The sequence below is a fragment of the Acinetobacter sp. H1(2024) genome, from assembly GCF_046557555.1.
Classification (GTDB): domain Bacteria; phylum Pseudomonadota; class Gammaproteobacteria; order Pseudomonadales; family Moraxellaceae; genus Acinetobacter; species Acinetobacter seifertii.
The window spans coordinates 456,487-472,233 of record NZ_JBKGFO010000001.1 but is presented as its reverse complement, the minus strand read 5'-3'; the positions used below and the strand labels follow the sequence as shown (position 1 = coordinate 472,233).

15 protein-coding genes are annotated in these 15,747 nt (G+C 37.6%); 12 read left to right on the top strand and 3 right to left on the bottom strand.

Annotated features, from left to right (window positions below):
• Positions 1 to 225: 225 nt before the first annotated feature.
• Positions 226 to 339 carry a hypothetical protein gene (locus ACLCEG_RS02210; protein ID WP_139344670.1) on the bottom strand — a complete coding sequence of 38 codons (114 nt, stop codon included), beginning with the start codon at positions 337 to 339 and terminating at the stop codon, positions 226 to 228.
• 142 nt (positions 340 to 481) lie between these two features.
• Here ACLCEG_RS02210 and ACLCEG_RS02205 point away from each other — a divergent pair, with 142 nt between their 5' ends.
• The 7 genes from ACLCEG_RS02205 to ACLCEG_RS02175 all read left to right on the top strand — a co-directional run bounded on the left by ACLCEG_RS02205 (position 482) and on the right by ACLCEG_RS02175 (position 10,757).
• Positions 482 to 2,272, top strand: coding sequence for an ABC transporter substrate-binding protein (locus ACLCEG_RS02205; RefSeq protein WP_240287061.1), 1,791 nt, complete (start codon positions 482 to 484; stop codon positions 2,270 to 2,272).
• Positions 2,273 to 2,287: 15 nt separating this feature from the next.
• On the top strand, positions 2,288 to 4,111 hold the full coding sequence (locus ACLCEG_RS02200; RefSeq protein WP_240287063.1) for an ABC transporter substrate-binding protein: 1,824 nt from the start codon (positions 2,288 to 2,290) through the stop codon (positions 4,109 to 4,111).
• A complete protein-coding gene (locus tag ACLCEG_RS02195) occupies positions 4,112 to 6,145 on the top strand; it encodes a M3 family metallopeptidase (protein WP_410565440.1) in 2,034 nt (677 codons plus the stop codon).
• Positions 6,146 to 6,157: 12 nt separating this feature from the next.
• Entirely contained in the window at positions 6,158 to 7,096 is a 939-nt protein-coding gene (locus tag ACLCEG_RS02190; RefSeq protein ID WP_004709076.1) for an ABC transporter permease, read from the top strand.
• A gap of 7 nt (positions 7,097 to 7,103) precedes the next feature.
• Positions 7,104 to 8,246 (top strand): ABC transporter permease, encoded by a 1,143-nt coding sequence (locus ACLCEG_RS02185; RefSeq protein ID WP_086496051.1) that lies wholly within the window; start codon positions 7,104 to 7,106, stop codon positions 8,244 to 8,246.
• Between the two features lie 12 nt (positions 8,247 to 8,258).
• On the top strand, positions 8,259 to 9,989 hold the full coding sequence (locus tag ACLCEG_RS02180; RefSeq protein WP_410565437.1) for an ABC transporter ATP-binding protein: 1,731 nt from the start codon (positions 8,259 to 8,261) through the stop codon (positions 9,987 to 9,989).
• Between the two features lie 108 nt (positions 9,990 to 10,097).
• Positions 10,098 to 10,757, top strand: a complete 660-nt coding sequence (locus ACLCEG_RS02175) for an SOS response-associated peptidase family protein (protein ID WP_410565434.1) — start codon at positions 10,098 to 10,100, stop codon at positions 10,755 to 10,757.
• Between the two features lie 53 nt (positions 10,758 to 10,810).
• Here ACLCEG_RS02175 and ACLCEG_RS02170 read toward each other — a convergent pair whose 3' ends face one another.
• On the bottom strand, positions 10,811 to 11,179 hold the full coding sequence (locus ACLCEG_RS02170; RefSeq protein WP_019459019.1) for a hypothetical protein: 369 nt from the start codon (positions 11,177 to 11,179) through the stop codon (positions 10,811 to 10,813).
• Positions 11,180 to 11,484: 305 nt separating this feature from the next.
• Between ACLCEG_RS02170 and ACLCEG_RS02165 the strand changes: the two genes are divergently transcribed.
• Together ACLCEG_RS02165 and ACLCEG_RS02160 are read left to right on the top strand one after the other, a co-directional pair.
• The gene (locus ACLCEG_RS02165; RefSeq protein ID WP_191013132.1) at positions 11,485 to 12,342 is read left to right on the top strand and encodes a 3'(2'),5'-bisphosphate nucleotidase CysQ; all 858 of its coding nucleotides are present in this window, start codon (positions 11,485 to 11,487) and stop codon (positions 12,340 to 12,342) included.
• Positions 12,343 to 12,398: 56 nt separating this feature from the next.
• A complete protein-coding gene (locus tag ACLCEG_RS02160) occupies positions 12,399 to 13,133 on the top strand; it encodes a histidine phosphatase family protein (protein ID WP_068934573.1) in 735 nt (244 codons plus the stop codon).
• Positions 13,134 to 13,191: 58 nt separating this feature from the next.
• On the opposite strand, the gene rpsT is transcribed toward ACLCEG_RS02160, so the two are convergent.
• Complete coding sequence (gene rpsT, locus ACLCEG_RS02155) at positions 13,192 to 13,458, bottom strand: 30S ribosomal protein S20 (RefSeq protein WP_002117906.1); 267 nt, start codon at positions 13,456 to 13,458, stop codon at positions 13,192 to 13,194.
• Between the two features lie 212 nt (positions 13,459 to 13,670).
• Between rpsT and ACLCEG_RS02150 the strand changes: the two genes are divergently transcribed.
• Genes ACLCEG_RS02150 through ACLCEG_RS02140 form a run of 3 tightly spaced genes read left to right on the top strand, consistent with a single transcriptional unit; the run spans position 13,671 to position 15,659 of the window.
• A complete protein-coding gene (locus ACLCEG_RS02150; protein WP_077163999.1) occupies positions 13,671 to 14,336 on the top strand; it encodes an NAD(P)H-binding protein in 666 nt (221 codons plus the stop codon).
• 12 nt (positions 14,337 to 14,348) lie between these two features.
• Positions 14,349 to 14,855 (top strand): ribonuclease E activity regulator RraA, encoded by a 507-nt coding sequence (gene rraA, locus ACLCEG_RS02145; protein WP_410565429.1) that lies wholly within the window; start codon positions 14,349 to 14,351, stop codon positions 14,853 to 14,855.
• Positions 14,856 to 14,879: 24 nt separating this feature from the next.
• Positions 14,880 to 15,659, top strand: a complete 780-nt coding sequence (locus ACLCEG_RS02140; RefSeq protein ID WP_410565426.1) for a glutathione S-transferase N-terminal domain-containing protein — start codon at positions 14,880 to 14,882, stop codon at positions 15,657 to 15,659.
• Positions 15,660 to 15,747: the final 88 nt, after the last annotated feature.

The following is a 15,747-nucleotide window of genomic DNA, read 5'->3' as shown; positions in this document are numbered from 1 at the left end:
TGTAATGTTATACTATTTATTGTAAGATTTTTTTATATAATTTTATTTAATTATCAGTATATTAAGTTAATATTTTCTCTTAAGTGTAAATGGATTAATATGATGCATAATGAATCATCAATGGATTTTTTTTGTGCATTTAAGATGTTAAATGATTAAGTTATACAAATATAATATTTGGCAAAAAGTAACTTTTATTTATATAGTTCAAACGGATTTAAGTACCTAATAAAAATATGAATTTCTAATATTCTTAAATATTTTATTATGAATACTCATAGATGGCATGAAATTCGCTTTATATTCAGTAGTTACAAAACACTGGGTACTTGAATTTATTTTTCCATTTGATCAAATAAAAAGATGATAAAGGAAAGTGAATTCCAAATCCCCAATAGGCCTATCTGCTGAAAAAAGAACTTTTCTTATGCGGATTTAGATGTTACTCAAAAGGTTAATGTCTTTTAAAAAAATTAGTTACGTGGATATGAACTTGAAATTAAAATTTTTTAAGCTCGCCATTTTAAGTTTGGCTATTACATCAGTTCCATGTGCTTATGCAATTACGCCAGCACAACCAAACAAGATTTTGCATGTTGCCTATGAAGCACCTGATGACGGTTTTGACATGGTTAAAACCACCAATTTCTATAGTGCAAGTATTGCAGAAGCTATTTTTGAACCTCTACTTAAATACGATTATTTAGCACGTCCACTACAACTGGTTCCTTATACGGCTGAAAGCATGCCGAAGGTTGAGCAAGACGGTAAAGTTTATATATTTAAAATTAAGCCAGGTATTTATTTTACGGATGATCCTGCCTTTAAAGGTAAACGCCGCGAGTTGGTAGCTGAAGACTATGTCTATGCAATTAAACGTATTTTAGACCCTAAAAACAGAGCGCCTTCCGTTTCTTTTTTGGATGGAAAGTTGGTGGGTGCCGATGCAGTGGTAGCTCAAGCAAAAAAAACAGGAAAATTTGATTATGCTGCGCCAATTGCAGGGCTTAAAGCGACTGATCGCTATACTCTACAATTTACTTTAACTCGCCAAGACTTTAATTTTCCTTATATTCTTGCCTATATTACATTTAGCGGCGTTGCCAAAGAGGTTGTTGATTATTATGGTGACCGTATTGGTATGCACCCTGTAGGTACCGGACCTTATATGCTAAGTAAATATGTTCCAAGAAGTAAGGTCGAGTTGGTTGCCAATCCTGATTATCGTGGTTTTGTCTGGAATTTTAAGTCAACAGGAACGCCTTGGGATAACCAACTTGTTAAGGAAATGTCTGGAAAGAAAATGCCACAAATTGGCAAGGTGGTGGTTAGTATTATTGAAGAGCAACAGTCACGATGGTTAGCTTTCCAGTCTGGTCAATTAGATTTTGACAAACTTACAGCCGATGCTGTTCCTCAAGCCTTAGATGGAAATCAACTTAAGGCTTCTTTTCAAAAAAGAGGAATCAAACACTATCCGAATAAAGATCCCGAAATTATTTATACCATGATGAATATGCGGGATCCGGTTATTGGGGGTTTTAGTCCAGAAAAAATTGCGCTTCGTCGAGCAATTACTTTGGCCTATGACCAAAAAGAAAGCATAAAACAGGCATATAAAGGTCAGGCAGTGAGAGCAGAAATGTTCATACCTGAAGGTGTAAACGGATATAACCCGAAGTATAAAAGTAGCGTAGGATATAATCCGCAGCTAGCAAATAAACTGCTTGATTATTATGGTTATAAAAAAGGGGCTGATGGCTATCGGACCTTACCAAATGGCAAGCCTTTAGTTTTAAAAATTAACAATGAAAATAGCTCAGCATCCGTTATTCATTCAGAGCTTTGGAAAAAAAATCTAGATGCGATAGGCATTCGTGCTGATTTTAAAGTAAGTAATTTTGCAGATAACTTAAAAGCCGCAACTCAATGTAAATATATGATGTGGAGTGGTGCATGGATTGCTGACTATCCCGAAGGAGATAATTTTGCACAATTACTATATGGACCAAATGCTGGACAGGGAAACCATGCGTGTTATCAGTCTAAAACATATGATGCTCTTTACACTCAGGCCATTCATTTACCACCGCAACAACGTCTACCATATTATGAAAAGCTTAATCGCCAGATAGAAGCTGATAATCCTTGGATTATTCATGTAACTCGAATTCGTAATTGGTTGATACGCCCACAAGTTCAGGGTTTTAAACCTCACCCTATGATGAATACAAACTGGCAATATCTTGATATTACCCCTATTAAAAAATAATTTTAGATAAAGATCATCATGACTGAAAATTTAAAACAAAAGCTCAAGCACTGTAGTGTAGGTCTATTATTTGTCAGTATGGCATTAACGGGTAACACGACTATTTTTGCAAAAAGCCCAGCCGATCCAAATAAAGTTCTCCATTATACGTTTCCGACAGCTGAAACAGGTTTCGACCCAGCGTATATCCATGACTTATATTCGGCACATGTAACCACGTCGATATTTGAAACTTTATATACCTACGATTATTTAGCAAGGCCAGCAAAGCTTATTCCGCAAATCGCAACCGCTATGCCAGAAGTGAGTGCAGATGGTCTGACTTATACGATTCACATTAAAAAAGGTATTTATTTTACGCCGGACCCTGTTTTTAAAGGTAAACCTAGAGAGTTAACGGCTTACGATTATGCATACTCTTTTAAGCGGTTATTGGACCCAAATTTACGTTCGCCAAATAGCTGGTTGTTGGAGAACAAAATTGAGGGTATGGATGCTTTAGTACAATCAGCCAGTAAAACAGGAAAGTTTAACTATGATCAAAGTGTGAGTGGTTTACAAACACCTGATAAGTACACTTTGGTTATTCGGTTAGCGAAGCCTGATTATAACTTTCCTTTATTACTAGCACATGACCCTACAGGGGCTGTAGCACGTGAAGTTATCGAAAAATATAAAGATAAATCTGGCTTTGTTATGGGGCATCCAGTAGGGACAGGACCTTATATGCTCAGTAAGTGGGTGCCTGCTTCGCGTATTGTTTTAAAAGCGAATCCTGATTATCGCGGTTTTACTTGGAACTTTGTAGCCAGTAGTGCTGAGGACCAAGCAATTGTAAAACGCCTCAAAGGTAAGCAAATGCCTCAAATCGGCATAATTGATATTCAGGTAATGGAAGAAAACCAGTCAAGGTGGCTGGCATTTCAGCGTGGTGAAGTTGATATCATTCAACTTGAAGGGCAATTAGTCTCGAAAGCGATTAAAGACGGTAAATTAAGTCCTGAGCTTGCAAAAGAGGGTGTGCATTTATCTCGTATTGTTGATCCGGAAATTAGTTATAACTATTGGAATCTTAAAAATCCCGTTGTTGGAGGGATGAGTAAAGAAAAAATTGCTTTACGCCGTGCAATTGCAATGTCTCGTTCAATAGATCAAGAAATTAAATTAGTACGTAATAGTGATGCTGAGCGTCTACATTTTCCAGTTCCACCAGGTGTAGTAGGGGCTGAACCTCAATATAGAAGCAGTACCCCATATTCGGTCAAAGCAGCAAATTTATTATTAGATAAATATAACTATAAAAAAGATGCATCAGGTTGGCGTACACAACCAAATGGTAAGCCCCTTGTTATTGAATATATGGCGCGCAATGACAGTATTGGTCAGCAAAGCGCTGAGCTTTGGAAAAAGAACTTTGACAGTTTGAATATTCGTATGGTTTACAAACCAATGCTCTTTTCAGATCTCATTCGGGCGCAAAAACAGTGTGATGGAATGTTTGGTTCCTCTGCATGGATTGCCGATTATCCAGATGGGGATAATTTTATGCAGAATTTTTATGGCCCGAACACTCATATGACCAACTGGTCTTGCGGTTCAATACCAGAGTTTGATCAATTATATCGTCAGTCTCAACAGGTTAAGCCTGGCCCAGAACGAGATGTGATTTATCGAAAAATGACACGTTTGTTAGAAGTGTATATGCCAGTGCAAGTGTTGTATGCACGTTATAGAAATATGTTGGCTCAACCACGAATCATTGGATATAAGAAGCATCCGATTTTACATGCTGAATGGATGTACTTCGATATTGATACAAATACGAAATCTAATCATTAAATGAAAAAAATTGGAGATACGATGAAAAATAACACACTGAAAATGACTACATTATGTATGTTGACGATAGGTATAAGTCAATTTGCATCGGCAGAGACAACACGTGCAACCTTACCATTACTTAAAGCAGAGCAACTTCCCACATGGTGCGATTCTAATTTAAAAAAAATCCAGCAAGAGATTTCAAACTTTGAAAAAACACCTGTTAAAACTGATGTTGCCGCTGCTCCAATATTAGCAAAGTGGGACAAAGTTTTTGCTCATCTTGAAGATTTTTCAGGACCTGTCGGTTTATATAGTAATGTAGATCCAGATGCGAAATTACGTAAGGCAGCCGAAGATTGCGAAATTAAAATTAATCAGTTACATACCGATATATTTCAAAATTCAAAATTATATAACGTAATTAAAAATACAAAAGCGACTGATCCGATAGATAAAAAATACCGTCAGGATATTTTGGATCAGTTTGAAGACACAGGGGTTCAATTAGAACCAGCAAAACGTGCAAGAATGAAAGCGATTCTTGATGAGTTGACTAAACTCGAACAAGAATATAGCCGTAATATTCGTGATAACCCTGAAAAACTTGAATTTACGCCTGAAGAGATGAAAGGTCTGCCGGAAAGTTATATTTCAGGGTTAAAGAAAAATGGCAAAGGTAACTATCTATTAGGTTTTGAGTATCCTGAATATCGTCCATTTATGGAACTGGCAGATAATGATGATGCCCGAAAAAGATATCAAATCGCCTTTACACGACGTGGTACTGAACAAAACTTAAAATTACTCAAACAAGCAATAGATTTACGTTATGAACTGGCGCAGTTATTTGGAAAAGCAAGTTATGCAGATTGGGCGTTAAAGGACCGTATGGCAAAAACGCCCGAAGCTGTAAATCAGTTTTTGGCAGAAGTACAAAAAACGGTGGCACCACTTGAGCGCAAAGAAGTAGAAGAGCTCCGTGCATTTAAAGCACAAACTTTAAAAACACCATTAGATAAAACCGAGATAACACGTTGGAGTGAAGCTTACTGGAGTGAGAAACTGCGTAAGAGCAAATATCAAATTGATCAGGAAAAGCTTCGTGATTATTTCCCGACTTTAGCGGCACAAAAATGGTTATTTGCTATTTCATCTGACCTTTATGGCATTGATTTTAAACCTGTCAAAGTGAAAGCATGGCAAAGCGAAGTTGAGTATTACGATGTAGTCGATAAAAAGACAGGAAAGCTTCTGGGTGCTCTATATATGGATAAATTCCCTCGCGAAGGGAAATATGGTCATGCTGCCGTTTGGGGAGTATATGGTGGCAGTACTTTAACTAACCGCTTACCTGTGTCAGTACTTGTCACAAACTTTAACCGTAAAGGTTTAAATAGTGATGAGCTCGAAACTTTTGTTCATGAATTTGGTCATGCCTTACATGGCATTTTATCTAATACCCGTTATGCAAGTCAGTCTGGAACTTCTGTAGAGCGTGATTTCGTAGAAGCACCATCTCAAATGTATGAAGAGTGGGCACGCCGTAAGGAAACTTTGTCTAAAGTAGCTGATTATTGTGATCCAGCATGTCCACGAGTTGATGATGAATTAATTGCCCGTTTAAAAGCAGTACATAACTATGGGCGCGGTTTACGTTATGCACGTCAGACACTTTATGCACAGTACGATATGGCACTTCATACGGCTGATGCCTTAAAAGTAAAACCTTTAGAAACTTGGCAAAAAATGGAAGCAGCTACAGCCTTGGGATATGTACCAACAACAGAATTTCCTGGACAGTTTGGACACTTAATGGGTGGGTATCAAGCGGGTTATTACGGTTATATGTGGTCTGAGGTTTTAGCTCTCGATATGCTTTCTGCTTATGGTGACAACCTAAATAACCCACAAGTCGGGCAACGTTACCGTCAGTCGATTTTATCCCAAGGTAGCCAAAAACCAGCAGCTGAGTTGGTTAAAGATTTCCTTGGTCGTGATCCTGACAATAAAGCATTCTTTAATGAAATTACCGGACAACGGGTTAAATAAGGAATTATCACTATGCTGGCATATGTTATTCGGCGGTTATGGCAGATGATTCCAACCATGTTGGGAGTAGTACTGTTTATCTTTATTCTTTTTAACTGGGTAGGTGGAGATCCAGCTTATATTTTGGCAGGTAAGATGTCTAATCCTGAGCAGATTGAAAACATTCGTAAACAGCTAGGGGTAGACCAACCTTATTACGTTCAGCTCTGGATTTTTATTAAGCAGATTCTCACTTTTGACTATGGTGCAAGTTGGAGTACAGGGGAACCGGTTTCACAAATTATTTTAACCCGCTTGGGGCCTTCGCTAACGCTGTTAATTCCACTTACTATTTTACAAACCGTTATTTCAATTGGCTTGGCATTGGCTGTGTCGGCTGTACGTGGCTCTTTAACAGATCGTATGGTCATGATGTTATGTACCATTGGCATGTCGATTAGTATCTTGGTTTATATTATTGTTTTTCAATATGTTCTGGCTTATCAGTTAAGTTGGTTCCCAGTGCAGGGCTGGAGCGATAATTTTACCGATAATTTATTTAAGTTCGCCTTACTTCCAATTTTAATTATGTTGGTGGTGAGTATTGCACCTACTTTACGTTTATACCGTAGTTTTGTGCTTGATGAAATTAACCAAGATTATGTTAGAACGGCACGGGCTAAAGGTGTAGGTGAAAGCCGAATTTTAGGTGTGCATGTTTTACGTAATGCCTCAATTCCTATTATTACCGATGTCATGGCGACTTTGCCTGCGTTGCTCATAGGTGCATTTTTAATTGAACGTTTTTTTGGTATTCCCGGTATTGGTCGAGAAGTAATTATCGCAGTTGAGCGAAGTGATTTTCCTGTGATTAAAGCAATTACAGTCTACATTGCAGCTGCAACCATGATTTTTAACTTGATTGCTGATTTAGTCTACAAAGTGGTTGATCCACGTGTACAGTTGAAGTAGGTGGGTTATGCTAAGTGTTCTATCAAAAAGAAAATTACAAACCCAGACAGCGCCTGCTTCAGCGGGTTTATGGCGGCTTGCAATGCGTCGCCTTCGGGCTGACAAAATTGCAATTGCATCACTCATTGTTGTGCTGTTCTATCTGGTCGTATTACTACTATCATTTACGGGAGTGATTGCATCGGACTGGAATAAAGAAGTTGCTGTCAGTTATGCACCTCCTACATTTATAGGTGCAGATAAAACAAATGAAGCTTTGCAAAAGACAGCTGCTGTAGATGAGGAATTACCGGAAAATCCAGTCGATCCCTTAAAAGATGTCATTCACCAACTCAAGGCTGAAATTAAACAAGAAAAGAGCTCTGGAAGTGCAATTGATTATTATGGTGTAGTTGATCCGTTAGCAGATGATATGAAAGCAATTGATCAGCAACTAGGTGGACATTTACTCGATCAGCAAAGTGAACTTAAAAGTACGCTTATATTTGGAGCTGACAAATGGGGACAAGATGTCCTTAAAAAGACCATTAAAGGTGCCGAAACCTCAATTATTGTAGGGCTAGTTTCTGCATTACTCGCAGTGACCTTAGGCACATTATTAGGGGCAATTTCAGGCTACTTTGGTGGTTGGGTAGATGACATCCTTAACTGGTTTTATAACATTTTTACTTCTATTCCATATTTATTATTAGTTCTTGCGATAGCTGCCGTACTGCAACAAAAGGGCATTTTATCTATTGTTCTAATTTTAGGTTTAACGGGCTGGACAGGTGTTTACCGTTTAATTCGTGCTGAGTATATGAAACATACCTCACGTGAATATGTTCTGGCTGCCAAGGCAATTGGTGTTGGACATTTCCGCCGTATGTTCATTCATATTTTTCCTAATGTCAGCCATATTGCTTTGGTTCAAATGTCAATTTTGGTGGTTTCTTTTATTAAATCTGAAGTTATTTTGAGTTTCTTAGGCTTCGGTGTGCCAGTAGGCGTAGTGTCTTGGGGGAGCATGTTAAATGAAGCACAAAGTGAACTTCTTTTAGGAAAATGGTGGCAGCTTGTCGCAGCCTCTGTCGCAATGGCTGTTTTGGTTACGGCTTTTTCAATGTTTACTGATGCACTGCGTGATGCATTAGATCCAAAACTAAAATAAGAGGAAAACCTAATGTTAGAACAACAAAAAAGTGTCCCTTTACTCCACATTGAAAACTTACGTGTAAGCTTTAAAGGTGAAGACAAGCAGTATATCGAAACTGTTAAAGGAATATCCTTTGATATTCCAGCAAATACCACTGTAGCTTTAGTTGGTGAGTCGGGTAGCGGCAAGTCAGTTACTTCTTTGGCAACTATGGGCTTACTACCTGTCGGCCAAAGTAAAATTGATGAAAAAAGTAAGATTGTTTTTGAAGGTCAAGACTTACTCAGCTTATCTCGTAAAGATATGCGAAAAATCTGTGGTAAAGATATTGCCATGATTTTTCAGGAACCAATGTCATCATTAAATCCCGTTTTTACGGTAGGTAATCAAATCGCAGAGGTGTTGTGTTTACACATGGGTATGAGTCGTAAACAGGCCCGTCAACGTGTTTTAGAGTTACTCAAAGAGGTCGGGATACCTTCACCAGAAACTAAGATTGATGCTTATCCTAACCAGCTGTCTGGTGGTCAACAGCAACGTGTCATGATTGCAATGGCGATCGCTTGTGAACCTAAGCTACTAATAGCTGACGAACCGACAACGGCACTTGATGTCACCATTCAAAAACAAATTATTGATCTGCTTGAATCGTTGCGTCAGCGTCGTCAAATGTCGATGCTTTTTATTACGCATGATTTGGCTTTGGTAGGTGAAATTGCAGATCAAGTCATTGTAATGCGTCATGGTGAAATTAGAGAGCAGGGACTTGCAGAACAAGTTCTAGAGCAATCTAAAGATGTATATACGAGAGCTTTACTTTACTGTCGTCCTCAAATGTCACAGCGACCTTATCGTTTGCCTGTGACCAGCGACTTTATGCGTCAAGAAGACAATGTATTGGTAGAGCAAAGCTTTGATGTTTCAGAAATTCCACAGCGTAAACGCGGTTTAAATGGAGAAGAGCAAATCGTCTTAGAAGTAAAGGATTTGAAAAAAAGCTTTTATAGCCGTAAAGGGTTATTTGGAAAAGAAGAATTTCAAGCAGTAAAAGGTGTTTCTTTCAAACTGGCTAAAGGGAAAACGCTTGGTCTAGTGGGAGAGTCAGGCTCAGGTAAAACTACTGTGGGACTTTTGCTCATGCGTTTACATGAAGCAACAGGTGGTGAAGCTTTCATTGAGGGTAAAGATATTCTTTCATTAACTGAAAAAGAGTTTGCTAAATATCAGCGAAAGATACAGATCATCTTTCAGAACCCATATGCTTCGCTTAACCCACGCTTTACCATCGGGCAGATTTTATTAGAGCCTATGCAAATTCATAACATTGGTAAAGATGATGCGGAGCGTAAACAAATTGCACTTGGGTTACTTGAACGAGTGAATTTACCTGAACAAGCTTACTATCGTTATCCACATGAGTTCTCGGGTGGGCAACGCCAACGTATTGCTATTGCACGTTGTTTAACGCTAAAGCCTGAAATTTTAATTTGTGATGAGTCTGTTTCGGCACTCGATGTTTCAGTTCAGGCACAAGTACTTAACTTATTACAGGACTTACAAGATGAGTTTGGACTAAGTTATATCTTTATTTCACATGATTTATCGGTTGTGAAATATATCTCGGATCAAGTCATGGTCATGAATCATGGGGAGGTTGTTGAAATTGCCAATTCGGATGAGCTCTATGCACATCCTCAACATGACTACACTAAGCGACTATTGCAGGCGATTCCACAAGGCATTCAACACGTTTCATAAGCGTAAAGTTATGTCGTTAAGGGCACTTTCGAGTGCCTTTTCATTTGGTTTATGTGGTAAATGCTTATAAAATAAGAGAAGTAAAAAGTATAGTGTTTTATTCTTGCTATGTGTGCCAACTTTAAACCTTTAACGCTTGCCCAATTACAGCAACTTCAGTTGCCTGTGGTCGGCTTTAGTTATGCCGAGGAGGTTTATCCTGCTGGCACAACGCCGCTATTATTCAAATCACAGCAAGGTCTTGAATGGCGTGAAGTCATGTTTGGATTAGTTCCCAAATGGGCGGAAGATACAAACATAGCAAAACATACTTATAATGCGCGTCACGAAACAATTTTCCAAAAACCAAGTTTTCAAGAAGCCGCACTTAAATGTAAGTTTGGTGTGATCCCTGTGACCGAGTTTTATGAAAGTAAATATATAAATGATAAACCTGAACGATGGGCTGTACGCCGTAAAGATGGACAGGCCTTTTTCATTGCAGCAATTTATGAAATTTGCAAAATGAATGAAACCATTGTTCGTTCTGCAAGTATGTTAACCATGGACGCGATTGACCATCCTATGATGAAAGACTTCCACGAACCGGGCGATGTCAAAAGATCAGTCATTGTGATTCCACATGACCGTTTAGATGAATGGTTAAGTTTAGAAACACCAGATATTTCAAGCTTTATTGAGGGTTTCCCTGTTGAGGAGTTCGAATGTTTACATGTTCCTAAAGAGAAAATTATAAAACCAACACCTCAATTAAGTATGTTTGAATAGCAATAGTGGGGCTAGGTTATTGGCTTAATTGTTAAGTCAATAACCCTTTATAGTTAGTCAATATTCTTACTTAAAGTTTGTACCTGATTATCATGTGCTAGATAAGCCAATTCAATTGGTGAAATTACAAAAGTTGAGTTATCTGAGGTTTGTTTAAAAACAAAGCCATATTCAAATGATTGCGTATTTTTACTTGGTAACCAAAATAAATAAGGGCAACCTGTATAGCTACCGTCCCAACCCATTTCTTTTGCTAACGCTAAAGCCGTATCTGATTTAGCAATAATTTCTTTAAGTGATTCTTTGTCTCTTTGAGACACATCACCATCATCATCTGCAAATGTTTGTAAAAACTCGTTTAATGGGGTTAAGTCTTCCCAGTTATTTTCAATTGTTGAGAAATGATATCCATATAGCATCATATTTTAGTCTTCCGTTTTGTTATTGTGCTATTGAACATAACAAGAAATGCTTGAAAATGAAATGTTTGAATTTATGTTAAGTTGTTTATTTTTCATAAGTTACAATAGTATTTATATACAAAAATTAATGTTGTTTTCTTTTGTATATAAGTACTTTACTGATTCAAAATTTGAAGCAAAGCTTATGAAAAAATTGTAATGATTCAATTAAAAAGAATGTATTTTTAAGGATACTAGACTCTTGTTGAATACTGAATTTGTCATAATTCACTTATAATAAAAAGGAAAGAAAATAGAGTTTATTTATGTTTATAACAACAACACGCCCCAATGATGCCTTAATTGAACAGCTGCTACCAATCTTGGAAGAGGCTAGTCAGATTTTATTACAAGAATATCAAAACTATTCAGCAGGATATGAGTTTAATATTCAAGAAAAACATGATGATTCACCCGTGACTCAAGCAGATTTAAAAGTAAATCAATTTTTATTAAAACATCTTGCAGAAATTACACCAGAGTTACCTGTCTTATCAGAAGAAAGTGACTATAGCGCTCGCCATGACTGGTCTTCTTGCTGGATGCTTGATCCGCTTGATGGTACCAAAGAGTTCATACATGAGCGGGATGAGTTCACGATAAACTTGAGTTTGATTGAAGGGCGCGAAACTATCTTCTCTGTAATCGTTGTACCTTGTGAACAGGTTGTTTATTTGGGTTATTTAAAAGAGTTGCCTTTTAAATATAGCTTTAGCCAACAACAATGGTACCAATATCAAAAAGAGTCGTATTCAACACAAGCACCTGTACAAATTGGTTTAAGCCATAGTAGTAAAAATCCGAAATATCATAAATTTATTGAACCGATTGAAAAAAAACGGACCGTGATTCGACGTGAAGCGGGCAGTGCTTATAAGTTTTGCATGATGTTAGAAGGTGAGATTGATATTTACCCTAGATTTCATCCTACCTCTGAATGGGATACCAGCTCAGGTCAGGGATTATTAGAGAGTATAGGTGGGGGGTTACTCACCTTAAAAGGTAAACCCTTTGAATATAACCAGCGTGATACTGTATTAAACGGGGGCTTTATCGCATTTCGTGATCAACAAAGCAAAAAAATAGCATTTGAAGCTTTGGCTCAATCGGGTGTTTTGGATTGAGAGTTATGCCAGACATGTTATAGTGACAAAGTATTGAAAAAAGATGACACGATAAAATGGCACTCGATTTATTGCCTAAAAGCATGTTTGAAGCAATTGATTTATTGCCAGATGCTTCAACCCCTGTAACCCTTTTTACACGGCACTCGCTGAGAGAGTTGGTCGATGGGCAAGGCTTGGCAGGATACGATTTGCAACTTACTCCTCAAGGGCGTGAGCTAGCGCAGGCATGGGGAAGCTATTTAATTAAAAATACGGACCGTGTGATTCAACACTGTATATCTAGTCCAATCCAACGTTGTGTAGATACTGCTGCACTTATGATTGAAGGTGCAGATGGTGTAAGCCCTGAACCTAATACGCATACAATTGAAATTGTTGAACAAGGCCTATTGGTAGAACCGGGAAGCTTTGTACTCGATATTCAACAGGCCGCCCCCTATTTTCGTAAACAAGGGGCTTTAGGTTTTATTAATAGTTTTGTGAATAACGCATTACCTGGTATGAAACATCCCATTACGGGTGTTTTAGACGTGTTGGAGCTGATTTATCAGACTCATCCTAAAACAAAAAGTGGGCTAAGTTTAGCTGTAAGCCACGACACGATTATTGCAGCTATAGTTGCTGTAATTTCGGGTAATAATCAGATACAAAAGGCAGATTGGCCTGCAATGATGGAAGGTTTATTTGTATGGTTTGAAGGGGATGAATTTCCCAACTGTAAATTAAAGTGGATTTGGAGAGGTAATGCTTACGAGTTGGACGTATCAAAATTTCATAATGAACAGTAAAAGCAAAAAATATAGATAATAAAAAAAGCCCTGTTGGGCTTTTTTTACATACTTCAAATTAGTTAGCTAACGCTTTAACTTGAGCATTTAAACGGCTCTTATGACGAGCAGCTTTATTTTTGTGGATGATGCCTTTATCAGCCATGCGGTCGATTACAGGAACAGCTTTTTTATAAGCTTCTGTAGCAACTGCATAATCACCACCAGCGATTGCACTTAAAGTACGCTTGATGTAAGTACGAACCATAGAACGCAAGCTTGCGTTGTGTTTACGCGCTGTAACGTTTTGGCGCGCACGTTTTTTAGCTTGAGCAGAGTTTGCCACTCTTGCACTCCTTGAAAATAAGTTGGTCTGGGCGGGCTGTGGTTAATCCAGTAAACTGGTGTAACCATCACCAGCCCGTAAACAAGTGCCATATTGTGATGAATCAACATCGTGAAGTCAAGCCTTGCGAGCATTTTAAGCCGTTTTAGGGGCTGCTAAAAGCGTAAGAAAAGGTTAAATTTGAAACAAACTTAAAGAAGGTTGGATAAAAAATGACTATAAGCAAGAAAAAAGCAATTGTAGTAGGTGCTACAGGACTTGTTGGTTTAGCTCTTGTAGAGCAGCTTGAGCAAACACCAGAATTTGAAGCAATTACGGTAGTAGTAAGAAAAGAATCGCAACTACTTAATACATATAAAAAAGTTACTCAACTAGTCATAGAGGATTTTTTATTACTTAATGACGAAGACGTAAATGATCATACTCATGCATTTAGCTGCTTAGGTACAACTCTAAAAATAGCAGGTTCAAAGAAAGCCTTTTATGCTGTTGACTATGAAATAAATGCTCATTTTGCCGATTTGATCCAAGATAAACATATTCATTTTTTAATTGTGAGTGCACTTGGAGCAAATGCGAAGTCACCAGTTTTTTACAATAAAGTAAAAGGACAACTCGAAGACTATATTCAAAGTTTAGATATTGAAAAATTATCGATTTTCCAACCATCTTTATTAATTGGTAAACGTAGCGATGTGCGTTTTATTGAAGATTTAGGACAAAGCCTATTTAAATTCATTGAAAATAAATGGCATAAACCATTCAAATATAAACCTGTTACAGCTGAGCAATTGGCTCATACCATGGTCGTAGCGGCGCTAGCGCAAATTGAAGCATTTAAGCGATATGATAATCTCAGCATACAACAAACTCGATAAGGGAGAATAAAAGTGTCTACAGTACCATTTGTGACATGTGATTTATTGGATGATAACCCAGAAAAAGATTTACAAGTGGTCATACCCTCAATGGATGGTAAGTTCTTTAAAAGTTATGGTGCGTGTCAAACCTTTGGTGGACAGGTTGTCACTGTAAAGTGCTTTGAAGATAACTCACGTGTAAAAGAGTTATTAGCAACAGATGGTACAGGGAAGGTGTTGGTTGTGGATGGTGGTGCTTCAATGCGCTGTGCACTGATGGGAGATATGATTGCTGAATCGGCAGTTAAAAATAACTGGAATGGTGTGGTTATTTATGGCTGTGTACGTGATGTTGATGCACTTGCAACTCTAGATTTAGGTGTACATGCATTGGCAGCAATTCCACAAAAAAGTAATCGTAAGGGCATTGGTGAAGTAGATATTCCTTTGTATTTTGGTGGAGTCACAATTCAATCTGGAGATTTCATTTATGCAGATAACAATGGAATTGTGATTGCTAAGGAAAAATTAGTTTAGCTCCACAATATAAAGGAACATGACATGGTGAATCATCAAATTAAAGTGCTGCAAGCAGTAGCATCTGCAATTGCTGAGGGTGGTAGAGGGGTTACAGGTACAGCATTTCCTAATCAACCTGTTAAAGCGTTAAAACTCTATGAATTTGAGGGTTCACCATTTTGTCGACGTGTTCGTGAAGTGATTACACTTTTGAATTTGGATGTCGAAATTTATCCGTGCCCTAAAGGGGGAACAAAGTATCGTTCAGTTGTAAAACAAATAGGCGGTAAATTACAGTTTCCTTTTTTTATTGATGAAAATACAGGCGATAAGCTATACGAATCACAAGATATTATTCATCACTTATTTAAACATTATGGAAAGACAGGAGAAACACCTCAGAAATTTTCAAATTATCCAAAAATGCCATATCTGGCATTTGCAGGAACGTTGTTGAATGGTGCACGTGGAGTCTGGATTAATAAAAAAATAGTAAATAGAGCTGCACCTGTGCAAAAACTTGAACTATGGAGTTTTGAAGCAAGCCCATATTCGAGAGTAGTAAGAGGTTTGTTATGTGAACTTGAAATTCCTTATATTTTGCATAATGTTGCAAAAGAAAGATGGCAAGATATGGGGCCTGCTATTCTTCGCTTAAAACCGGGTAAATATATACCTTTAAAAGATGGGAAAAGAGAAAATTTACTGCCCCTTATGCAAGGTAAAATGCAAGTACCTTATCTAGTTGACCCAAATACAGGGGTTAAAATGTTTGAATCTGCTCAAATTGTAAAATATTTAAAACAACAATATGCTAGTTAAGATAAATTAAAAAAACTTAAAAGAGATTGGGGAAATTCAGTCTCTTTCAAGACATAAAAAAGATAAGAAATCGTACGATAAAAAAATG